Below are 23,261 nucleotides of genomic sequence, written 5' to 3' on the forward strand. Positions count from 1 at the left end.
TTACATTACTGCTGGCAACTTATTCGCCGGCTTTAGCCCAGGTATCACGTAAACCGACAGTGCGGTTAAACACCGGTTTTTCCGCCGTTGCATAGCGGCTGTCGAGACAGAAGTACCCTTCACGCTCGAACTGGAACGCTTTGCCTGCTTCTGCGGCTTTCAGCGAAGGCTCTGCGAAGCCCTGCTTAATCACCAGTGATTCCGGGTTCATCACCGACAGGAAGTCTTCTGCAGCGCCTGGATTAGGTACGCTGAACAGACGATCGTACAGACGAATTTCAACAGGCAGCGCGTGCGCAGCGCTCACCCAGTGGATCACGCCCTTCACTTTACGACCATCGGCCGGATCTTTGCTCAGCGTTTCAGCATCATAGGTGCAGAAGATGGTTGTAATGGTGCCGTCGGCATCCTTTTCAACACGTTCCGCTTTGATCACGTACGCGTTACGCAGACGGACTTCTTTGCCCATGACCAGACGCTTGTACTGTTTGTTGGCTTCTTCGCGGAAGTCAGCACGATCGATCCAGATCTCACCGCTGAACGGCACGTCACGGCTGCCCATCTCCGGTTTGGACGGATGGTTAGGCATGGTAACGCGTTCGCTTTCACCCTGCGGGTAGTTTTCGATAACCAGCTTAACCGGATCGATCACTGCCATCGCACGCGGGGCGTTTTCGTTCAGATCTTCACGAATACAGGATTCCAGAGAGGCCATCTCAATGGTGTTGTCCTGCTTGGTCACGCCAATGCGCTTACAGAATTCACGGATAGCCGCCGCCGTATAGCCACGACGACGCAGACCGGAAATGGTCGGCATACGCGGGTCATCCCAGCCTTCTACGTGCTTGTCCGTCACCAGCAGATTCAGCTTACGCTTGGACATCACGGTGTATTCCAGATTCAGACGAGAGAATTCGTACTGACGCGGATGCACAGGGATCGTGATGTTATCCAGAACCCAGTCGTACAGACGGCGGTTATCCTGGAACTCAAGGGTACACAGTGAATGGGTAATGCCTTCCAGCGCATCGCTGATGCAGTGGGTGAAGTCGTACATCGGGTAGATGCACCACTTGTTGCCGGTCTGATGGTGTTCAGCGAACTTTATACGGTACAGCACCGGATCGCGCATGACGATGAACGGTGAGGCCATGTCGATTTTAGCACGCAGGCAGGCTTTACCTTCCTCGAAGCCGCCCGCACGCATTTTTTCAAACAGTGCCAGGTTCTCTTCTACGCTGCGATCGCGGTACGGGCTGTTTTTACCCGGTGCGGTCAGCGTGCCGCGGTATTCGCGGATCTCTTCTGCAGACAGCTCGTCGACATACGCCAGACCTTTATTGATAAGCTCAACCGCATAGGCAAACAGCTGATCGAAGTAATCAGAGGAGTAGCAGATGTCGCCAGACCAGTTGAAGCCCAGCCATTGCACGTCGTGCTTGATGGATTCTACGTATTCGATGTCTTCTTTTGCTGGATTGGTGTCATCGAAACGCAGGTTGCACTGCCCCTGATAGTCTTGCGCGATACCAAAATTGAGGCAGATGGATTTCGCGTGACCAATGTGCAGGTAGCCGTTTGGCTCCGGCGGGAAACGGGTATGAACTGTGGTGTGCTTACCACTGGCCAGATCTTCATCGATGATCTGACGAATAAAGTTACTCGGGCGGGCTTCAGCCTCACTCATCGTGGATTCCTCAAGGCGTAAATAACGTATAACGGCATATGATCTTATAAGCCGGACGCAGTGACAACCCTTAAAACGTCCCTGAGGTAAATAATGGGGATATTTGCTGCAAAAAAAAGCGGCGGAGAATTATCCCCGCCGCTGAAGGCATGACTCTACTCAGGAGCGATTACTTGCCTTTAATCTCGTACAGTGGCGTCTGGCCCGCAACGACCTGACCTTTCGCCTGCATGACCAGGCCGCTGAAGTCGTCGATGTTGCTGCAAACGACCGGGCTAATCATGGAGCGCGCATTGGCGTTCAGGAAGTCCAGATCCATTTCGAGGACCGGCTGGCCTGCCACCACTTCAGCGCCCTCTTCCACCAGACGGGTAAAGCCTTTGCCGCCAAGCGCAACAGTATCGATACCCATGTGGACAACGATTTCCGCGCCCTTTTCCGTTTCCAGACAGAATGCGTGGTTGGTGTTGAAGATTTTCACAATGGTACCGGCTGCCGGGGAGACAACGGTTTTTTCCGTTGGTTTCACCGCCACACCGTCGCCAACCGCTTTACTGGCGAAGGCTTCATCTGGCACTTGTTCAAGCGCAACAATCTCGCCGGTCACAGGGGAAACCAGTGAAGCAATGGTGATTGCGTTAGGCACGGCCTGAGGTTTCACAACCGGAGCCGCCGCTGCCGGTGCGCTATCCGCCGACACCGCCGCAACCGGACCACGTGCAACGACTTTTTTCATTTCGTCGCCGATGGATTCCGCTTTTGCACCCACAATGACCTGAATGGTCTGTTTGTTCAGTTTCACCACGCCGGAAGCGCCCAGGCGCTTACACATGGCATCGCTGACGCGGCCAGAATCTGCCACCGTCAGACGCAGACGGGTAATACAGGCGTCAATCGCTTTCAGGTTATCGGTACCGCCCACTGCCGCGATGTAATTCGTCGCCAGCTGGGTTAAGCCTTCTTCCGTATTGCTGTTTGCTTCTTCGCTAACGATCTCATCGTCTTTATCTTCACGACCTGGGGTTTTCAGGTTGAACATGCGGATGACCGCAGAGAACAGAACGAAGTAAATGGCGAAGAAGACCAGACCCATTACCACCAGCATCCAGACGTTTTTACTTGCCGCTGGCAGGTTGTACATCAGAACGTAGTCAATGGCGCCCGCAGAGAACGAGAAGCCAGCGTGGATGCCCAGCAGCGTGGCGACATACAGGCTGATACCGGTCAACACCGCGTGCAGCAGATACAGCAGCGGAGCCAGGAACATGAACAGGAATTCCAGCGGCTCGGTAACACCGGTCAGGAAGGCCGTGATCGCGACGGACAGCAGCATACCGCCCACCATTGGGCGACGTGCTTTTGGCGCAGCAAAGTACATCGCCAGCGCCGCACCAGGCAGACCAAACATCATGATTGGGAAGAAGCCTGACATGAACATACCCGCAGTGCCGTCACCCGCGTAGAAGCGGTTGATGTCACCGTGGAAGACGGCGCCGGCTGCGTTGGTGAATTCGCCAATCTGGAACCAGGCAATGGTATTCAGAACCTGATGCAGACCCGTTGGGATCAGCAGACGGTTAATGAAGCCAAAGATGCCTGAACCCAGTGCTCCCGCAGACACGATCCATTCGCCGCCTGCATGGATAGCATGCTGAACCGGCGGCCAGACGTAGCCAAAAATCGCCGCCAGAATTAAACAGAAGAAGCCTGTCGCAATCGGCACAAAGCGTTTGCCACCGAAGAAGCTCAGGAAATCAGGCAGTTTGATACCGGACCAACGGTTGTAGACAGCACCACCAACCAGACCGGTGATGATACCGGCCAGCACACCCATGTTGATTTCCGGATTAATGGTGACCATCGCTTTGGTCAGGATAAAGTAACCTACGGCACCCGCTAACGCTGCCGCACCTGCGCTGTCTTTCGACCAGCTGGAGGCCACACCGATGGCAAAGATCAGCGCCAGGTTATCAAAGATTGCGCCACCCGCTTGCGCGATAAACGGCACATTAAGAAGATCGGGCTGCCCAAATCGCAGCAACAGCGCTGCCACCGGCAGTACAGCGATAGGGAGCTGCAAGGCCCGCCCTAGTCGCTGGAAAAAACCTAAAATATTCATCTTATTCCCCCTATGAGACCCCGTTTAAGGCACGTTCTCAGCTGCGTTTTTATAGTGTTACAACTTATCAATTCAGTGGATGATTCACTGGCATTGTGAGTGTGTGAAAAATTAATTCGTATCGCAAATTAAACACGTATTTTTTGTGAGTTTTGTCACCAAATATCGTTATTAACCCTCCTCCGGACTGGCTAAGAGCGAAAACTTATTTTATCATTCAAAAAATCAAGACGGATTGACCCTGATTCCCGTGATCCAGGTTACGCTTAATTCAGTTTCAGGCACGCTATCCGCCCCCTTTTTTACGTTAACTTAGAGGTGAACAATGAGACTGATTCCCCTGGCAACAGCTGAACAGGTCGGTAAATGGGCCGCACGTCATATCGTTAACCGCATCAATGCGTTCAAGCCAACCGCCGATCGTCCTTTCGTTCTGGGTCTTCCAACCGGCGGCACGCCGCTGACCGCCTATAAGGCACTGGTTGAAATGCATAAAGCGGGCCAGGTTAGCTTTAAGCATGTTGTTACGTTCAACATGGATGAATATGTCGGCCTGCCAAAGGAACATCCGGAAAGCTACCATAGCTTTATGCACCGTAATTTCTTTGATCACGTTGATATTCAACCTGAAAATATTAACTTGCTGAATGGAAATGCGCCTGATATTGACGCAGAATGCCGTCAGTACGAAGAAAAAATCCGTTCTTACGGCAAAATTAATCTCTTTATGGGCGGCGTCGGTAACGATGGTCACATCGCCTTTAACGAACCGGCGTCTTCTCTGGCGTCCCGTACGCGTATTAAAACGCTGACCCATGACACCCGCGTGGCAAACTCCCGCTTCTTTGATGGTGATGTTAATCAGGTGCCAAAATACGCGCTGACCGTGGGCGTCGGCACGCTGCTGGATGCGGAAGAAGTGATGATTCTGGTGCTGGGCAATGTGAAAGCCCTGGCGTTGCAGGCAGCGGTTGAAGGCAACGTGAACCACATGTGGACCATCAGCTGCCTGCAGCTGCATCCGAAAGCCGTTGTCGTCTGCGACGAGCCGTCCACTATGGAACTGAAAGTTAAAACGCTGAAATACTTCAACGAGTTAGAAGCAGAAAATATTAAAGGTCTGTAAGTAAATAGCCGCCTCTTCCCGAAGAGGCGGACGATTTTTAAACCGGGGGTCGTTATGTATGCATTAACCCACGGTCGGATTTATACCGGCCATGAAATTCTGGATGACCACGCGATTGTTATCGCTGATGGCCTGATTGAACGAGTTTGTCCGCTGGCAGAACTGCCGTCGGGAATTGAGCAGCGCTCACTCAATGGAGCCATCATCTCCCCCGGTTTTATCGACGTTCAGCTTAACGGCTGTGGCGGCGTGCAGTTCAATGACACCGCAGAGGCGGTCACCGTAGAAACGCTGGAAATCATGCAAAAAGCCAACGAGAAATCGGGCTGCACCAGCTATCTGCCTACGCTTATCACCACCAGCGACGACCTGATGAAGCAAGGCGTGCGGGTGATGCGCGACTATCTGGCAAAACATCCGCATCAGGCGCTGGGTCTGCACCTTGAAGGGCCATGGCTCAACATCGTCAAGAAAGGCACCCACAATCCTGACTTCGTGCGCAAGCCTGATGCCGAACTGGTTGATTTCCTCTGTGCTAACGCCGATGTGATCACCAAAGTGACCCTGGCACCGGAAATGGTTGCGCCCGAGGTCATTACTCAACTTGCTGCGGCAGGTATTGTCGTTTCAGCCGGACATTCTAACGCCACGCTGAAAGAAGCGAAGGCCGGTTTCCGCGCGGGTATTACGTTTGCGACGCATCTTTTTAACGCCATGCCTTACATTACGGGCCGTGAACCTGGCCTTGCCGGGGCGATTTTTGATGAGCCAGACTGGTATTGCGGCATCATCGCAGACGGCATGCACGTTGATTACGCTAACATTCGCAACGCCAAACGCCTGAAAGGCGACAAGCTGTGCCTGGTCACCGACGCAACGGCACCGGCCGGGGCGAATATAGAACAGTTCATTTTTGCTGGTAAAACAATATACTACCATAATGGATTGTGTGTGGATGAGAACGGTACGCTGAGCGGCTCTTCTTTAACGATGATTGAAGGGGTGCGCAACCTGGTGGAACATTGCGGCATTGCACTGGATGAAGTGCTGCGCATGGCAACGCTCTATCCGGCTCGTGCGATTGGCGTCGAAAAACAGCTGGGCGCTATCGCGCCGGGTAAAATTGCTAACCTCACCGCGTTCACACGTGATTATAAAATCATTAAGACCATCGTTAATGGTAACGAGGTCGTCACCGAGTAAGCAAAAGTATGACATCTGGCGGACAAGCTCAAATTGGTAATGTTGACCTCGTAAAACAACTCAACGGCGCAGCTGTTTATCGTCTGATTGACCAGCACGGTCCTATCTCACGTATTCAGATTGCCGAACAAAGCCAACTTGCGCCCGCCAGCGTAACGAAAATCACGCGTCAGCTTATTGAGCGCGGCCTGATTAAAGAAGTTGATCAGCAGGCCTCTACCGGGGGTCGCCGCGCCATCTCCATCGTGACCGAAACCCGCAATTTTCACGCCATTGGCGTGCGGCTGGGCCGCCACGATACCACGCTCACGCTCTACGATATGAGCAGCAAGGCGATTGCCGAAGAACATTACCCCCTGCCAGAACGCACGCAAGAGACGCTCGAACACGCGTTACTCAATACCATTGCTCAGTTTATCGAAAACAGTCAGCGAAAAATTCGCGAGCTGATCGCCATCTCGGTGATTTTGCCCGGGCTGGTCGATCCCGAAAGCGGCGTGATTCGCTATATGCCGCATATTCAGGTTGAGAACTGGGCGCTGGTTCAGGCACTCGAAAAACGCTTCAACGTCACCTGCTATGTGGGTCATGATATCCGCAGTCTGGCACTGGCCGAGCACTATTTTGGCGCAAGCCAGGACTGTGAAGACTCTATTCTGGTGCGCGTCCACCGGGGGACAGGGGCCGGGATCATCTCGAACGGCCGTATCTTTATTGGTCGCAACGGCAACGTGGGCGAGATTGGCCATATCCAGGTTGATCCCCTGGGCGAGCGGTGTCACTGCGGCAACTTCGGCTGTCTGGAGACCGTGGCAGCCAACGCCGCGATTGAACAACGCGTGCGCCATTTGCTGGAACAAGGCTATCAGAGCCGCGTGACGCTGGAAGACTGCAAAATTAACGCCATCTGCAAAGCCGCCAATAAAGGCGATGCGCTGGCCTGTGAGGTCATTGAGCAGGTTGGCCGCCACCTGGGTAAAACCATCGCCATCGCCATTAACCTCTTCAACCCGCAAAAAATCGTTATTGCAGGTGAAATCACCGAAGCCGAAAAAGTGCTGCTGCCGGCTATTGAAGGCTGCATTAATACCCAGGCACTGAAGGCATTCCGCCAGAATCTGCCCGTGGTGCGCTCCACGCTCGACCACCGTTCTGCCATCGGGGCTTTCGCCCTGGTGAAACGCGCCATGCTTAACGGTCTGTTACTCCAGCGTTTGCTGGAAAGCTAAGAGCACTTTATAGTGACGCCTTCTTTTTTTGAGATGCCAGGTAGTCCATGACCATTCAGAATGTGATTTGCGATATCGATGGCGTGCTGATGCACGACAACGTTGCTGTACCCGGTGCGGCAGAATTTCTGAACCGTATCCTGGAAAAGGGCATGCCGCTGGTGCTGCTCACCAACTATCCGTCACAGACCGGACAAGATTTGGCAAACCGATTCGCTACCGCGGGCGTGAACGTTCCGGACAGCGTGTTCTATACCTCTGCAATGGCCACGGCAGACTTTCTGAAACGTCAGGAAGGTAAAAAAGCCTATGTCGTCGGCGAAGGTGCGCTCATTCACGAGCTTTATAAAGCAGGCTTCACCATCACCGATGTGAACCCGGATTTTGTGATCGTGGGCGAAACGCGATCCTATAACTGGGAAATGATGCACAAAGCGTCCTTCTTTGTGGCTAACGGCGCCCGCTTTATCGCCACCAATCCCGATACCCATGGCCGCGGTTTTTATCCCGCCTGCGGTGCGCTCTGCGCGGGCATTGAGAAAATCTCCGGCCGTAAGCCTTTTTATGTCGGTAAACCCAGCCCGTGGATCATCCGCGCAGCCCTTAATAAGATGCAGGCGCACTCAGAGCAAACGGTCATTGTCGGCGATAACCTTCGCACCGATATTCTGGCGGGTTTTCAGGCAGGCCTGGAGACCATCCTGGTGTTGTCGGGTGTATCCACCATTGACGATATCGATTCGATGCCCTTCCGGCCCAGCTGGATTTACCCCTCCGTCGCCGAGATCGACGTCATTTGACCCCGAAACCACGCCATCGCGCGTGGTTTTTCATTTCTACGCCTTGAAATCAGTGTGACATCTAATAAAAAGCCAGCATTACTGAACAATCATCAATAAACCCACGCCCGACCTGCGTTATTTTCAACATTCAGCAATCAGCATTGCACTATTTACTTTTCTGCGCCTAAAACCCTTGCGCACCCAGGCTGTTTTGCGGCATTTTCATAAGCAAGCAACATCACACGGCTACAGGGTTAACGGAGAAGGTTATGTGTTCTATTTTTGGCGTACTGGATATTAAAACTGACGCAGGCGAACTGCGCAAAAAGGCACTGGAACTGTCTCGTCTGATGCGTCACCGCGGTCCGGACTGGTCTGGGGTCTACGCAAGCGATAAAGCAATTCTGGCGCATGAACGCCTGTCCATTGTTGACGTCAACGCCGGTGCTCAGCCGCTGTATAACGAGAAGAAAACGCACGCGCTGGCCGTTAACGGTGAAATTTACAACCATCAGGCGCTGCGCGCGGAATATGGCGACCGCTATGCCTTCCAGACGGGATCCGACTGCGAAGTTATCCTGGCGCTGTATCAGGAAAAAGGCCCTGAATTCCTTGACGAACTCCAGGGAATGTTCGCCTTTGCTCTGTACGACAGCGAAAAAGACGCTTACCTGATCGCCCGTGACCATATTGGTATCATTCCGCTGTATATGGGCCACGACGAACACGGGAACTTCTACGTTGCGTCTGAAATGAAAGCTCTGGTGCCGGTATGCCGCACCATCAAAGAGTTCCCGGCCGGAAGCTTCCTGTGGAGCAAAGACGGAGAAATCCGTTCATATTATCAGCGCGACTGGTTCGATTATGAGGCGGTGAAAGACAACGTGACCGACAAAGCTGAGCTGACCCAGGCGCTGGAAGAGGCGGTTAAAAGCCATCTGATGTCAGACGTTCCTTATGGCGTGCTGCTCTCCGGCGGTCTGGACTCCTCGGTCATTTCTGCCATCACCAAAAAGTACGCCGCACGTCGCGTTGAAGATCAGGAGCGTTCTGAAGCCTGGTGGCCGCAGCTGCACTCCTTTGCCGTGGGTCTGGAAGGTGCACCCGATCTGAAAGCCGCCCAGGAAGTCGCTAACCATCTTGGCACCGTGCACCATGAAATTCACTTCACCGTGCAGGAAGGGCTGGATGCGATTCGTGATGTGATTTATCACATTGAAACTTATGATGTGACCACCATCCGCGCCTCGACGCCGATGTATCTGATGTCCCGCAAAATCAAGGCGATGGGCATTAAGATGGTGCTCTCCGGCGAAGGCTCGGATGAAGTGTTCGGCGGCTATTTGTACTTCCATAAAGCGCCAGATGCCAAAGAGCTGCATGAAGAGACGGTGCGTAAGCTGCAGGCGCTGCATATGTTTGACTGTGCCCGTGCCAACAAAGCAATGTCCGCGTGGGGCGTGGAAGCCCGTGTCCCGTTCCTGGACAAAAAATTCCTTGATGTCGCCATGCGTATTAACCCGCAGGATAAAATGTGCGGAAACGGCAAAATGGAAAAACATATCCTGCGCGAATGTTTTGAATCCTATCTGCCGGCAAGCGTCGCCTGGCGTCAGAAAGAGCAGTTCTCTGATGGCGTTGGCTACAGCTGGATTGACACGCTGAAAGAAGTGGCCGCTAAGCACGTGACCGATCAACAACTGGAAACCGCCAGCTTCCGCTTTCCGTATAACACGCCGGGTTCTAAAGAAGCCTATCTGTACCGTGAAATTTTTGAAGAGCTGTTCCCGGTCCCCAGCGCAGCAGAATGTGTGCCTGGCGGCCCGTCAGTCGCCTGCTCTTCTGCGAAAGCGATTGAGTGGGATGAATCGTTCAAATCCATGAACGATCCATCAGGACGTGCGGTAGGCGTTCACCAGTCTGCCTATAAATGATCCCATCCGATCTAAAAGGCCCTTCGGGGCCTTTTTTCGTTGTCGATTTTGTTCAACAAAAACGATTAATAAACAATAATTGCCGAATATTCGGTCACGCTGTTCGCAACCTAACCAAACAGTCACATTCAGGACATTTTCGTTGAAAAAGGTGTTGACGCTGCAAGGGTCTATACGCATAATGCGCCCCGCAACGCCGATAAGGTTACGCGAAAAAAAGATGGCTACGTAGCTCAGTTGGTTAGAGCACATCACTCATAATGATGGGGTCACAGGTTCGAATCCCGTCGTAGCCACCATCTTTTTTGCGGGAGTGGCGAAATTGGTAGACGCACCAGATTTAGGTTCTGGCGCCGCAAGGTGTGCGAGTTCAAGTCTCGCCTCCCGCACCATTTCCAGTAAGCGTTGCACGGATGGGGTATCGCCAAGCGGTAAGGCACCGGTTTTTGATACCGGCATTCCCTGGTTCGAATCCAGGTACCCCAGCCATTTTCTTCGATTTGCGGTTCTCCGCGGTTATTGGGGTATCGCCAAGCGGTAAGGCACCGGTTTTTGATACCGGCATTCCCTGGTTCGAATCCAGGTACCCCAGCCATCGAAGATTGTAGTCTGGCTACGTAGCTCAGTTGGTTAGAGCACATCACTCATAATGATGGGGTCACAGGTTCGAATCCCGTCGTAGCCACCAAATTAGTGAGTTATCGATTTAATCGGTAACGTTAAAAGAATTGTTGGGGTATCGCCAAGCGGTAAGGCTCTGGTTTCTGATACCAGCATTCCGAGGTTCGAATCCTCGTACCCCAGCCAATTTAAAAAGTCGTTGAGTGTTTTTACTTAACGCAATTGGGGTGTCGCCAAGCGGTAAGGCACTGGTTTCTGATACCAGCATTCCGGGGTTCGAATCCCTGCACCCCAGCCACTTAAAACAAAATAGCCCGCTCTGCGGGCTTTTTTGTTTTTGCTGTAGGGTGCATCGGGCCACTCATACTCCCCTCTCTATACATTGCCGCGTTATCTCACGTCATTTTCCTTCTTACAGCCATAACAATGCCGACGCAGGCTAGCAATTTACAGCCAGGTGCTGGTCCGGCTGAAAATCGCCGAAGCGTTTCCGGAAGGCCGGGGCGAGGCGCAGGGATGCGCCGAGAGGGCGCGATTTGCAGGGACGCTGCATCGCGCCCGACCCGATAGGCTGAAGGAAAAAGCGGAGGGCACCGCGTAGCGGCGAATTTCTTGCCGGGAGCCCGGGTCGCCAGGGTGGCGGCGATTGAGCCGCCCTGGCACGTTCACCAGCACCGCTATGACAAAGAGGTGCTGTTCGTAAGGTGAACGGAATAAACTGCACAGCCGCATGCTTCCCCTTCACCACCAGAAGAGGGCATCCCGGATACAATCGCTACAATCCTAATGCATACTTCAGCGCCTGTCGCTTCAGCCCACCAGCGCGTTCTGCCGCCATCAGCCCAAGATTTCGCACCAGCCGCATCGGCCCTAAATCATTGCTAAATCCGGCATAGAACAGATCCATCCCCGACTGCATGATAAAATTATCGGCCATCCGTCGCATCTGATAGCGCTTTAACACGCGCAGGTTCGCCCAGGGTTCCGCATGCTGCCGCGCACTGCTCAGCACGTCCAGTAAGGCTTCCACGTCTCGATAGCCCAGATTAACGCCCTGCCCGGCCAGAGGATGAATGGTATGCGCGGCATCCCCCACCAGCGCCAGGCCGTCCTGCACGTAATCTAAGGCGTGACGACGCGTGAGCGGGAACCCGCCAGCCGCAACGGGCGTCACGGGCCCCAGGCGAGCCGGGAAGTGCCGGGTAATTTCGCGCTGTAGTTGTTCCAGCGACAGCCCTTGCAGCTGGCGAATCCTGGCGGGGGTGTCATACCACACCAGCGAGGCCCATCGGTCGAAAAGCGGCAGAAAAGCGTGAGGGCCCGTCGGAGTAAAGTGTTGCCAGGTGCTGTCGCCGGGCTCATTTTCACACTCTACCGTGATAAGCATGCAAGACTGATCGTACTGCCAGGCGTGAAGACCGATACCCGCTTTTTGTCGCACCTGAGAATTGGCGCCATCGGCCCCGATCACCAGTTTCACCGCCAGTTCATCACCGTTATCCAGCTCAAGGCGATGTCCCTGCGGTAACCGATGCAGCGCGCTCAGCGACGCCGGAACACGCAGCGTAACGTTCGGATGCGCCTCAAGGGACTGCCAGAGCGCATGCTGCAGCACGTTGTTCTCGACCATATAACCCAGCTGCGGCAGCTTCAGTTCCGCAGCATGGAATTTCACATGGGCGGTTTCCCACTCCCAGGTTTCGAGCTGGCGGTAAGGGTGAGCGCGCATCTCCCGCACGGCTTCCCAGACGCCGAGTCCGCGCAGAAGATCGACCGAGGCGGCACTGATCGCCGAGATCCGCACATCAGGTTTTTCCGTCGCGTCAAATACCGGTGGCACCGCCTGTTCAATCACAGTGACATCGAATCCTTGCTGTGCCAGCCCGAGCGCCAGTGCCCCGCCGACCATACCGCCGCCGACTACGGCAATTTCGGTTTGTTGGAGTGTCATGGTCAATAGTCCTTAAAAGAGAATCCCTTAAGTTTACCGGATTTTTTCGCCTTGAGTCGGCTAACCTTCATACTGGTCACAACCCTGGCAAAGCATTACAATACGCGGCTTGCACTCCTGAGCTGAGCAAGTCGATGACGAAAAAACTCTATATCAAAACCTGGGGCTGTCAGATGAACGAATACGATTCATCGAAGATGGCCGATCTGCTGGATGCGACCCACGGATACAAGCTGACCGACGTGGCAGAAGAAGCCGACGTTTTGCTGCTGAACACCTGCTCAATTCGTGAGAAGGCGCAGGAAAAAGTGTTTCATCTGTTAGGCCGCTGGAAGCTGCTTAAAAAGAAAAATCCCGACCTCATCATTGGTGTGGGCGGTTGCGTTGCGTCGCAAGAGGGTAAGCTGATTCGAAGCCGTGCCCATTATGTTGATATCGTTTTTGGTCCGCAAACGCTGCACCGCCTGCCGGAGATGATCAATTCGGTGCGCGGCGATCGCAGCCCGGTTGTGGATGTCAGCTTCCCGGAAATCGAAAAGTTTGACCGTCTGCCGGAACCCCGCGCGGATGGCCCGACCGCGTTCGTCTCCATTATGGAAGGCTGCAACAAATACTGCACCTACTGCGTCGTGCCGTATACGCGTGGTGAAGAAGTCAGCCGCCCAAGCGATGATATTCTGTTTGAAATTGCCCAACTGGCGGCACAGGGCGTACGTGAAGTGAACCTGCTCGGCCAGAACGTGAACGCCTGGCGGGGCGAAAACTATGACGGGTCTACCGGCTCATTTGCCGATCTGCTGCGTCTCGTCGCGGCGATCGATGGCATCGATCGCATCCGCTTTACCACCAGCCACCCGATCGAATTTACTGACGATATCATCGATGTGTATCGCGATACGCCAGAACTGGTGAGCTTCCTGCACCTGCCGATTCAGTGTGGATCGGACCGCGTGCTGAACCTGATGGGGCGCACCCATACGGTGCTGGAGTACAAATCCATTATTCGCAAACTGCGTGAAGCCCGTCCGGATATCCAGATTAGCTCCGACTTTATCGTCGGCTTCCCGGGTGAGACAACAGACGATTTTGAACGCACCATGAAAGTGATCGGTGACGTGAACTTTGACGTGAGCTACAGCTTTATCTTCTCCGCACGTCCCGGCACGCCGGCCGCCGACATGGTGGATGATGTCCCGGAAGAGGAGAAAAAGCAGCGTCTGTATATCCTGCAGGAGCGCCTGCTACAGCAAGCGAATGCCTGGAGCCGTCGTATGCTGGGCACCGTTCAGCGCGTTCTGGTGGAAGGTACCTCCCGTAAAAGCATCATGCAGCTGACGGGCCGTACCGAAAATAACCGCGTGGTTAACTTTGAAGGCACGCCGGATATGGTCGGTAAATTTGTGGATATCGAGATTCAGGAAGTGCTCACCAACTCCCTGCGCGGTGTTGTGGTACGCACAGAAGATGAAATGGGCCTGCGCGTGGCTGAAACGCCGGCCTCCGTCATTGCACGTACCCGCAAAGAAAATGACCTGGGCGTGGGTGTTTATCAGCCTTGATCCTGTCAGGCCTGCCACTCCGGCAGGCCTTGCAATTCCCTTCCGTATCCCCAATATGCATTGCAAGGCTTGCGCCTTTATTCCATGGCGTGAATACTTTCACCATAGACCCGACTGAACGGGCCTGAAAGCACATTCAAAAGAGGAACAGTTTGAATACAGAAACGCGTGAAATTACCCTTGAGCCAGCAGACAACGCTCGCCTGCTGAGCCTTTGCGGGCCGTTTGATGACAACGTCAAACAACTGGAGCGACGTCTGGGTATCGAAATCAATCGTCGCGATAATCACTTCAAACTCACCGGACGCGCCATTTGCGTCAACGCCGCTGCGGATATTTTGCGTAGCCTGTATGTGGATACCGCCCCGATGCGTGGCGAAAGCCAGGACATTGAGCCGGAAAAAATCCATCTTGCCATTAAAGAAGCGCGCGTGCTGGAGCAGAGCGCAGAGCGTGTGCCTGAATACGGCAAGGTCATTAATATCAAAACCAAGCGGGGCGTGATTAAGCCGCGCACGCCGAATCAGGCGCAATACATCGCCAACATCCTCGATCACGACATCACCTTTGGCATCGGCCCGGCAGGGACGGGGAAAACCTATCTGGCGGTTGCGGCTGCGGTGGATGCCCTTGAGCGTCAGGATATTCGTCGTATTCTGCTGACCCGCCCGGCGGTCGAAGCCGGTGAAAAACTGGGCTTCCTGCCAGGCGATTTAAGCCAGAAGGTCGATCCTTATCTTCGCCCGCTTTACGATGCGCTGTTTGAGATGCTGGGCTTTGAAAAAGTCGAGAAGCTGATTGAGCGCAACGTGATTGAAGTTGCCCCGCTGGCGTATATGCGTGGTCGTACGCTGAACGATGCTTTTATCATTCTGGATGAGAGTCAGAACACCACCATCGAACAGATGAAGATGTTCCTGACCCGTATCGGCTTTAATTCAAAAGCCGTCATCACCGGCGATATCACCCAGATTGACCTGCCGCGCAGCACCAAATCGGGCCTGCGTCATGCCATTGAAGTTCTGGCCGAGGTCGATGAAATTAGCTTTAACTTCTTTAACAGTGAAGATGTGGTGCGCCATCCGGTGGTGGCCCGCATCGTGAATGCCTATGAGGCGTGGGAAGAAGCGGAACAAAAGCGTAAGGCAGAGCTGGCCGCTGAACGCAAACGCGAATCCCAGGAACAGGAACAGAAATGAGTCAGGTTATTCTCGATTTACAGCTGGCATGCGAAGACACGTCAGGTTTGCCTGAAGAGGCACAGTTTCAGCAATGGCTCGATGCGGTGATTCCTCAGTTTCAGGAAGAGTCAGAGGTCACTATTCGTCTGGTTGACGAAGCAGAAAGCCACGAGCTGAACCTGACCTATCGCGGGAAGGATAAGCCCACTAACGTGCTCTCCTTCCCTTTTGAAGCGCCGCCGGGTATCGAGATGCCGCTGCTGGGCGATTTGATCATTTGCCGCCAGGTGGTTGAACAGGAAGCAAAAGAGCAAGAGAAGCCGCTTGATGCGCACTGGGCGCATATGGTCATTCACGGCAGTCTGCATTTGCTGGGGTATGATCATATTGAAGACGACGAAGCGGAAGAGATGGAATCCCTTGAGACAGAGATAATGCTTGCTCTGGGCTATGAGGATCCGTACATTGCCGAGAAAGAATAGTCAGTTTAACCGTCCTACACGGGACTGACCCATCAGGCCGCCGCACCGGACATTCTCCTGCGGCGGTGAGCATTTCATTGACGAGAGAACCCTTAACAAACGCCATGAGCGACGACAATTCACACAGTAGCGACACGACAACCAGTAAAAAGGGATTTTTCTCCCTCATTCTGAGCCAGCTTTTCCACGGTGAACCAAAAAACCGTGATGAACTTCTGGAGCTGATTCGTGATTCCGGGCAGAACGACCTTATCGATGAAGATACGCGCGAAATGCTCGAAGGGGTGATGGACATTGCAGACCAGCGTGTCCGCGACATCATGATCCCCCGCTCGCAGATGATCACCCTGAAACGTAACCAAACCCTGGACGAGTGCCTCGATGTCATTATCGAGTCTGCCCACTCGCGTTTCCCGGTCATCAGCGAAGATAAAGATCACATTGAAGGGATTCTGATGGCGAAGGATCTGCTGCCGTTTATGCGCAGTGATGCCGAAGCCTTCAGCATGGAAAAAGTGTTACGCCAGGCAGTGGTGGTACCGGAAAGTAAGCGTGTTGACCGCATGCTGAAAGAGTTCCGTTCTCAGCGTTACCACATGGCGATTGTTATCGATGAATTTGGCGGTGTGTCTGGCCTTGTCACGATTGAAGACATTCTTGAGCTGATCGTGGGCGAAATCGAAGACGAGTACGACGAAGAAGATGATATCGAATTCCGTCAGCTGAGCCGCCATACCTGGACCGTGCGCGCTCTGGCCTCTATCGAAGATTTCAACGAAACCTTTGGCACCCACTTCAGCGACGAAGAGGTTGATACCATCGGTGGGCTGGTCATGCAGGCATTTGGTCATCTTCCGGCCCGTGGCGAATCCGTTGACATAGACGGTTACCAGTTTAAGGTCGCCATGGCCGACAGCCGTCGTATTATTCAGGTTCATGTCAGAATGCCGGACGATTCACCGGTACCTAAAATGGAAGACTAATGTAAATGGCATTTGCCTCATTACTTGAACGCCAGCGCGTCCGTTTGCTGCTGGCGCTGTTCTTTGGAGCCAGCGGTACGCTGGCTTTTTCACCTTACGATTTCTGGCCTGCGGCCCTTATCTCGCTGATGGGCCTCCAGGGGCTGACGTTAAACCGTCGTCCCGTCCAGGCCGCTGCGATTGGCTACTTCTGGGGACTGGGGCTGTTCGGCTCCGGCATTAACTGGGTGTATGTCAGTATCGCGCAGTTTGGCGGCATGCCTGGCCCGGTCAATATTTTCCTGGTCGTGCTGCTGGCAGCCTATCTTTCGCTGTATACCGGTCTGTTTGCCGGGGTGCTTTCCCGCCTGTGGCCGAAAACCCACTGGATCCGCGTGGCCATCGCCGCGCCCGTTGTCTGGCAAATCACAGAGTTCCTGCGCGGCTGGGTGTTAACCGGCTTCCCGTGGCTGCAGTTTGGTTACAGCCAGATCGATGGCCCACTGAAAGGCCTTGCGCCGGTAATGGGCGTCGAAGCGATCAACTTCCTGCTGATGGTGGTCAGTGGCCTACTGGTTCTGGCGCTGGTGCAGCGTAGCTTACGACCGCTTATCGCCGGACTGGTACTTTTCGCCCTTCCCTTCCCGCTGCGCTATATCCAGTGGTATAGCCTTGTTCCCGAACGGGCGACCCAGGTCTCGATGGTGCAGGGAAATATCCCGCAGTCGCTCAAATGGGATGAAAATCAGCTCATTAATACGCTGAAGATCTACCTGGATGCGACGCAAAAAGAGATGGGCAAATCGCAGCTGATTATCTGGCCTGAGTCGGCCATCCCGGATTTAGAGATTAACCAGCAGCGCTTCCTGAGCATGATGGACGATCTGCTACGGGCGCGTAACAGCACACTGATTACCGGAATCGTCGATGCGCGCCTCAACAAGCAGAATCGTTACGATACCTACAACACCATTATCACGCTGGGCAAAGATAATCCGTACAGCTATCAATCGACCAATCGCTACAACAAAAACCACCTGGTTCCCTTTGGTGAATTTGTTCCGCTGGAATCGATTCTGCGTCCGCTGGCGCCTTTCTTCGATCTGCCGATGTCGTCATTCAGCCGTGGGCCTTACGTGCAGCCGCAGCTCCATGCGCATAATCTGGCGTTGACGCCCGCCATCTGTTACGAAATTATCCTTGGCGAGCAGGTGCGCGATAACTTCCGTCCGGATACGGATTATCTGCTGACCATCTCTAACGACGCCTGGTTTGGCAAGTCGATTGGGCCGTGGCAGCACTTCCAGATGGCACGCATGCGCTCGCTGGAGCTGGCACGTCCGCTGCTGCGCAGCACCAATAATGGCATCACTGCCGTCATTGGGCCGCAGGGTGAAATTCAGGCGATGATCCCGCAGTTTAGCCGTGCGGTGCTGACGACCAAAGTCACGCCGACAACGGGGCTGACGCCGTATGCCCGTACGGGTAACTGGCCGCTGTGGATCCTGACCGTACTGTTTGGCTTTGGCGCAGTATTAATGAGCCTGCGTCAGCGCCGTCGATAATCTCCCTTCTCTCACCCCTCTCCCGCCGTGGAGAGGGGCATTTCTGGCACGCCTCTTGCTTTATCTCTTCACGCAAACGCAGTTTGGCTTTACGTGCAACCCGGTCGCACCAGGGTCGATCATTTGTAGCACCGAAACGGTGCAACGACAGATTATTGCCTCTGAATGGTGCGGCGCGCTTCGCAAAAATAAACAATAACGCAGCAAAATCTTTACATTAAGCCAGACTAAATGTTAACAAGCTTGCATAACACTGCACTCGCTTAGCGCGAGATATAACAACATCACAATGGGTAACAATGTGCCACTGGCGCAGATAATAAAGGAGTTGGGTATGCAATTACGTAAACTGGCCACAGCCATGCTGGTAATGGGAATGTCTGCAGGCGTCGTTCACGCTGAAGATGCCCCTGCTGCCGGGAGCACTCTCGACAAGATTGCCAAAAACGGCGTCATCGTGGTCGGCCACCGTGAATCTTCTGTCCCGTTCTCATACTACGACAACACACAGAAAGTCGTGGGCTATTCACAGGATTACTCCAACGCTATCGTTGAAGCGGTGAAGAAAAAACTGAACAAGCCTGATCTGCAGGTCAAGCTGATTCCAATCACCTCGCAAAACCGTATTCCTCTGCTGCAAAACGGCACCTTTGATTTTGAATGTGGCTCTACCACTAACAACCTGGAGCGTCAGAAACAAGCGGCCTTCTCCGACACTATCTTCGTCGTGGGTACGCGTCTGCTGACCAAAAAAGGCGGCGATGTTAAAGACTTCGCTGACCTGAAAGGCAAAGCGGTCGTGGTCACTTCTGGTACCACCTCTGAAGTTCTGCTGCACAAGCTGAACGAGGAGAAAAAAATGGACATGCGCATCATCAGTGCGAAAGACCATGGTGACTCTTTCCGTACCCTGGAAAGTGGCCGTGCTGTCGCATTTATGATGGATGATGCTCTGCTGGCAGGTGAACGTGCGAAGGCCAAAAAACCTGACAACTGGGAAATCGTGGGTACCGCGCAGTCAAAAGAAGCTTACGGCTGCATGCTGCGTAAAGACGATGCTGACTTCAAAAAACTGATCGATGACACCATCGCCCAGACCCAGACTTCTGGCGAAGCGGAAAAATGGTTCGATAAGTGGTTTAAAAACCCTATCCCACCAAAAAATCTGAACATGAACTTTGAACTGTCTGACGACATGAAAGCCCTGTTCAAAACACCAAACGACAAAGCACTTAACTAATTAGAACCATTAAGGGGCGGGTCCTCCTGCCCTCTCGATTGTCGGGAAGCACGGACAGACTATACGTTGAGTGGTCGTTCCCCACTCAGCGCGAACATGAGCTTCTCACCAATCTTCGAGGGTAGCGCTGCTACCCTTTTTTTTCTGGAGTAGATTATGTCAATTGACTGGAACTGGGGCATTTTTCTGCAACAAGCCCCGTTCGGCAACACCACCTATCTGGGCTGGCTCTGGAGCGGCTTTCAGGTCACCGTTGCCTTATCCATAACGGCCTGGATCATCGCTTTTCTTGTCGGCTCGCTGTTCGGTATTCTGCGTACCGTTCCTAATCGCTTTCTCTCATCGCTCGGCACCCTGTATGTGGAACTGTTCCGTAACGTTCCGCTGATCGTGCAGTTCTTTACCTGGTACCTGGTGATCCCGGAACTGCTGCCGGAAAACATCGGTATGTGGTTTAAGTCAGAACTGGATCCTAACATTCAGTTCTTTGTCTCCTCCATGCTGTGCCTGGGCCTGTTCACGGCTGCGCGCGTGTGCGAGCAGGTTCGTGCTGCCATTCAGTCTCTGCCGCGCGGGCAGAAAAACGCCGCGCTGGCCATGGGACTGACGTTGCCACAAGCATACCGCTATGTGCTGTTGCCCAACGCCTACCGGGTGATTGTGCCGCCAATGACCTCCGAGATGATGAACCTCGTTAAAAACTCGGCCATCGCCTCAACGATCGGTCTGGTGGATATGGCGGCCCAGGCGGGTAAATTGCTGGATTACTCTGCCCACGCATGGGAATCCTTCACCGCCATCACGCTGGCCTATGTCCTGATTAACACTGTCATCATGCTGGTGATGAACCTGGTTGAACGCAAAACTCGCCTGCCGGGCAATCTGGGAGGCAAATAATGTACGAATTTGACTGGAGTTCTGTGATTCCCTCCATGCCTTATCTGATGGCCGGGCTGGTGATCACGCTTAAAATCACCGCCATTGCCATTGTCGTCGGTATCGTATGGGGGACGATTCTGGCGGTCATGCGCCTGTCGAGCTTTAAACCTTTCGCCTGGTTCGCCACGGCCTACGTTAACGTTTTCCGCTCCATTCCGCTGGTCATGGTTCTGCTGTGGTTCTACCTGATCGTGCCGGGTTTCCTGCAAAACGTACTGGGGCTTTCACCCAAGGCGGATATCCGCTTAATCTCTGCAATGGTTGCCTTCTCGATGTTTGAGGCCGCCTACTATTCAGAGATTATTCGTGCAGGCATCCAGAGTATCTCACGCGGGCAATCCAGCGCGGCGCTCGCCCTGGGCATGACCCACTGGCAGTCAATGAAGCTCATCATTCTGCCGCAGGCGTTTCGCGCCATGGTTCCACTCCTGCTCACCCAGGGGATTGTGCTCTTCCAGGATACGTCGCTGGTCTATGTATTGAGCCTGGCGGACTTCTTCCGTACCGCTTCCACCATCGGTGAGCGTGACGGTACCCAGGTTGAGATGATCCTGTTTGCAGGTGCGGTATATTTTGCCATTAGTTTAAGTGCGTCGCTGTTGGTCAGCTGGCTGAAGAAAAGGACTGTGCAATGATTTCCCTGAAAAATGTTTCTAAATGGTATGGGCACTTTCAGGTGCTGACCGATTGCTCCACGGAAGTAAAAAAAGGTGAAGTGGTCGTGGTGTGTGGGCCTTCGGGTTCCGGCAAATCCACGCTCATCAAAACGGTGAATGGGCTTGAGCCTGTACAGAAGGGCGAAATTGTCGTCAATGGCACCAAAGTTAACGACAAAAAAACCAATCTCGCGAAGCTGCGCTCTCACGTCGGCATGGTGTTCCAGCATTTCGAGCTGTTCCCGCACCTGTCGATTATTGAGAACCTGACCCTGGCGCAGGTTAAAGTCCTGAATCGCGATAAGGCGGCGGCACGGGAAAAAGGGCTGAAACTGCTTGAACGCGTCGGACTGTCGGCGCATGCGGATAAGTTCCCGGCCCAGCTCTCCGGTGGACAGCAGCAACGTGTGGCTATCGCCCGCGCACTCTGCATGGACCCGGTCGCCATGCTCTTCGATGAACCCACTTCCGCGCTCGATCCCGAAATGATCAACGAAGTGCTGGACGTGATGGTTGAGCTGGCGCATGAAGGTATGACCATGATGGTGGTGACCCATGAAATGGGCTTTGCCCGCAAGGTGGCGAACCGGGTGATCTTTATGGATGAAGGCAAAATTGTTGAAGACTCGCCAAAAGAAGAGTTCTTCGCCAATCCGCAGTCCGATCGGGCAAAAGACTTCCTCGCCAAAATTCTGCATTAATATCAGATGTGTGCGCAATCTCAGGATTGCGCACTGCTTCACGCTTTACGCCTCTGCGTCTCGTCTCCCTTTCATTGCCACGTTAATCTTGTCACAAAATCACGCTATGTACGGAGCACGCTATGGCACAACCTATTATTCTCGACTGCGATCCAGGTCATGATGACGCGATCGCCCTTGTCCTCGCCCTCGCCTCACCGGAACTGACCTTAAAAGCCGTGACCTCTTCTGCCGGCAACCAGACCCCTGAGAAAACCCTGCGTAACGTGTTACGTATGTTGACGCTGCTTAACCGTACCGATATTCCGGTTGCGGGCGGGGCAATGAAGCCGCTGATGCGCGAGCTTATCATCGCCGATAACGTTCACGGTGAAACCGGTCTGGATGGCCCGGCATTGCCAGAGCCTGGCTTCGCGCCGCAAAACTGCACCGCCGTCGAACTGATGGCGAAAGTGCTGCGTGAAAGCGATGAGCCGGTGACGCTGGTGGCCACCGGTCCGCAAACCAACGTGGCGCTGCTTCTTAACAGCCATCCTGAGCTGCACAGCAAAATTGCCCGTATCGTCATCATGGGTGGTGCAATGGGGTTAGGAAACTGGACACCGGCCGCCGAGTTCAACATTTTTGTTGATCCGGAAGCCGCCGAAATCGTCTTCCAGTCGGGCTTGCCGGTGGTGATGGCGGGACTGGACGTGACCCATCGGGCGCAAATCATGGCGGACGATATTGAACGCTTCCGCTCCATCCCTAATCCCGTTGCAAACGCCGTTGCCGGGCTGCTCGACTTCTTTATGGAATACCATAAAACCGAAAAATGGGGATTCCAGGGAGCGCCATTACACGATCCCTGCACCATTGCCTGGCTGTTAAAGCCGGAGATTTTCACGACGGTTGAGCGCTGGGTCGGCGTGGAGACGCAGGGGAAATACACCCAGGGTATGACGGTGGTGGATTTCTACTTCCTGACCGGGAATACGCCGAATACCACCCTGATGGTGGATATCGACAGGCAGGCGTTTGTGGATTTACTGGCGGAGCGGCTGCAACGGTACAGTGCGGCCTGATGCCCTCACCCTGGCCCTCTCCCACAGGGAGAGGGAACACACACTAAAACGGCCACTGTCGTGGCCGTTTCGCTTTACCCTGTGCGGCCTGATGCCCTCACCCTGGCCCTCTCCCACAGGGAGAGGGAACACACACTAAAAAAGGCCTCTGTCGTGGCCGATTTGCGTTTACCCTGTGCGGCCTGAAGCCCTCGCCCTGGCCCTCTCCCACGGGGAGAGGGAACACACACTAAAACGGCCACTGTCGTGGCCGTTTTGCG

At 53.9% G+C, this 23,261-nt stretch carries 18 protein-coding genes and 7 tRNA genes; 22 read left to right on the forward strand and 3 right to left on the reverse strand.

The annotated features are described in order from the left end of the window. Window positions 1-19: 19 nt before the first annotated feature. Together glnS and nagE are read right to left on the reverse strand one after the other, a co-directional pair. Window positions 20-1,687, reverse strand: coding sequence for a glutamine--tRNA ligase (glnS, locus tag LZP96_RS03700; protein WP_064325320.1), 1,668 nt, complete (start codon window positions 1,685-1,687; stop codon window positions 20-22). 169 nt (window positions 1,688-1,856) lie between these two features. Beyond that, the gene (gene nagE / locus LZP96_RS03705) at window positions 1,857-3,806 is read right to left on the reverse strand and encodes a PTS N-acetyl glucosamine transporter subunit IIABC (RefSeq protein ID WP_064325319.1); all 1,950 of its coding nucleotides are present in this window, start codon (window positions 3,804-3,806) and stop codon (window positions 1,857-1,859) included. Between the two features lie 325 nt (window positions 3,807-4,131). Here nagE and nagB point away from each other — a divergent pair, with 325 nt between their 5' ends. The 12 genes from nagB (at window position 4,132) to LZP96_RS03765 (ending at window position 10,999) form a co-directional block, all read left to right on the forward strand. After that, complete coding sequence (gene nagB, locus LZP96_RS03710; protein ID WP_064325318.1) at window positions 4,132-4,932, forward strand: glucosamine-6-phosphate deaminase; 801 nt, start codon at window positions 4,132-4,134, stop codon at window positions 4,930-4,932. A gap of 54 nt (window positions 4,933-4,986) precedes the next feature. Further along, entirely contained in the window at window positions 4,987-6,135 is a 1,149-nt protein-coding gene (gene nagA, locus LZP96_RS03715; protein ID WP_064325317.1) for an N-acetylglucosamine-6-phosphate deacetylase, read from the forward strand. Window positions 6,136-6,143: 8 nt separating this feature from the next. Beyond that, window positions 6,144-7,364: a DNA-binding transcriptional regulator NagC gene (gene nagC, locus LZP96_RS03720; protein ID WP_064325316.1), complete on the forward strand. Its 1,221-nt coding sequence runs from the start codon at window positions 6,144-6,146 to the stop codon at window positions 7,362-7,364. Between the two features lie 47 nt (window positions 7,365-7,411). Beyond that, entirely contained in the window at window positions 7,412-8,164 is a 753-nt protein-coding gene (gene nagD / locus LZP96_RS03725; RefSeq protein ID WP_064325315.1) for a ribonucleotide monophosphatase NagD, read from the forward strand. Between the two features lie 251 nt (window positions 8,165-8,415). After that, entirely contained in the window at window positions 8,416-10,080 is a 1,665-nt protein-coding gene (gene asnB, locus LZP96_RS03730; protein ID WP_064325314.1) for an asparagine synthase B, read from the forward strand. 222 nt (window positions 10,081-10,302) lie between these two features. Further along, window positions 10,303-10,379 (forward strand) — tRNA-Met (locus tag LZP96_RS03735). Between the two features lie 8 nt (window positions 10,380-10,387). Continuing rightward, window positions 10,388-10,472: transfer RNA gene (locus tag LZP96_RS03740), tRNA-Leu, on the forward strand. Between the two features lie 22 nt (window positions 10,473-10,494). After that, window positions 10,495-10,569, forward strand: a tRNA-Gln gene (locus LZP96_RS03745). 31 nt (window positions 10,570-10,600) lie between these two features. Then, window positions 10,601-10,675, forward strand: a tRNA-Gln gene (locus tag LZP96_RS03750). Window positions 10,676-10,691: 16 nt separating this feature from the next. Next, window positions 10,692-10,768: transfer RNA gene (locus LZP96_RS03755), tRNA-Met, on the forward strand. A gap of 44 nt (window positions 10,769-10,812) precedes the next feature. Continuing rightward, window positions 10,813-10,887, forward strand: a tRNA-Gln gene (locus LZP96_RS03760). Window positions 10,888-10,924: 37 nt separating this feature from the next. Beyond that, a tRNA-Gln gene (locus LZP96_RS03765) sits at window positions 10,925-10,999 on the forward strand. 477 nt (window positions 11,000-11,476) lie between these two features. Here LZP96_RS03765 and ubiF read toward each other — a convergent pair. Next, entirely contained in the window at window positions 11,477-12,652 is a 1,176-nt protein-coding gene (ubiF, locus tag LZP96_RS03770) for a 3-demethoxyubiquinol 3-hydroxylase (RefSeq protein WP_064325313.1), read from the reverse strand. Window positions 12,653-12,786: 134 nt separating this feature from the next. Here ubiF and miaB point away from each other — a divergent pair, with 134 nt between their 5' ends. From miaB to rihA, 10 genes are all read left to right on the forward strand, one after another. Then, a complete protein-coding gene (miaB, locus tag LZP96_RS03775) occupies window positions 12,787-14,211 on the forward strand; it encodes a tRNA (N6-isopentenyl adenosine(37)-C2)-methylthiotransferase MiaB (RefSeq protein ID WP_064325312.1) in 1,425 nt (474 codons plus the stop codon). Between the two features lie 152 nt (window positions 14,212-14,363). Next, window positions 14,364-15,410, forward strand: coding sequence for a PhoH family protein (locus tag LZP96_RS03780; protein ID WP_064325311.1), 1,047 nt, complete (start codon window positions 14,364-14,366; stop codon window positions 15,408-15,410). Beyond that, window positions 15,407-15,874, forward strand: a complete 468-nt coding sequence (gene ybeY, locus LZP96_RS03785; protein ID WP_064325310.1) for an rRNA maturation RNase YbeY — start codon at window positions 15,407-15,409, stop codon at window positions 15,872-15,874. Before LZP96_RS03780 ends, ybeY begins: the two co-directional genes overlap by 4 nt. Before the next feature lie 104 nt (window positions 15,875-15,978). Beyond that, complete coding sequence (gene corC / locus LZP96_RS03790) at window positions 15,979-16,857, forward strand: CNNM family magnesium/cobalt transport protein CorC (protein WP_064325309.1); 879 nt, start codon at window positions 15,979-15,981, stop codon at window positions 16,855-16,857. 5 nt (window positions 16,858-16,862) lie between these two features. Next, the gene (gene lnt, locus LZP96_RS03795; RefSeq protein WP_064325308.1) at window positions 16,863-18,401 is read left to right on the forward strand and encodes an apolipoprotein N-acyltransferase; all 1,539 of its coding nucleotides are present in this window, start codon (window positions 16,863-16,865) and stop codon (window positions 18,399-18,401) included. Between the two features lie 334 nt (window positions 18,402-18,735). Further along, window positions 18,736-19,641 (forward strand): amino acid ABC transporter substrate-binding protein, encoded by a 906-nt coding sequence (locus tag LZP96_RS03800; protein WP_064325307.1) that lies wholly within the window; start codon window positions 18,736-18,738, stop codon window positions 19,639-19,641. Between the two features lie 156 nt (window positions 19,642-19,797). Then, window positions 19,798-20,538, forward strand: a complete 741-nt coding sequence (gene gltJ, locus LZP96_RS03805) for a glutamate/aspartate ABC transporter permease GltJ (protein ID WP_064325306.1) — start codon at window positions 19,798-19,800, stop codon at window positions 20,536-20,538. After that, a complete protein-coding gene (gene gltK, locus LZP96_RS03810; RefSeq protein ID WP_064325305.1) occupies window positions 20,538-21,215 on the forward strand; it encodes a glutamate/aspartate ABC transporter permease GltK in 678 nt (225 codons plus the stop codon). Before gltJ ends, gltK begins: the two co-directional genes overlap by 1 nt. Next, window positions 21,212-21,937, forward strand: a complete 726-nt coding sequence (locus tag LZP96_RS03815; RefSeq protein WP_064325304.1) for an amino acid ABC transporter ATP-binding protein — start codon at window positions 21,212-21,214, stop codon at window positions 21,935-21,937. The genes gltK and LZP96_RS03815 overlap by 4 nt, the downstream gene beginning before the upstream one ends. 122 nt (window positions 21,938-22,059) lie before the next feature. Beyond that, window positions 22,060-23,001 carry a pyrimidine-specific ribonucleoside hydrolase RihA gene (rihA, locus tag LZP96_RS03820; RefSeq protein ID WP_064325303.1) on the forward strand — a complete coding sequence of 314 codons (942 nt, stop codon included), beginning with the start codon at window positions 22,060-22,062 and terminating at the stop codon, window positions 22,999-23,001. Window positions 23,002-23,261 lie beyond the last annotated feature (260 nt).

It is taken from the genome of Huaxiibacter chinensis (assembly GCF_022171985.1).
GTDB classification, from domain to species: domain Bacteria; phylum Pseudomonadota; class Gammaproteobacteria; order Enterobacterales; family Enterobacteriaceae; genus Enterobacter; species Enterobacter chinensis_A.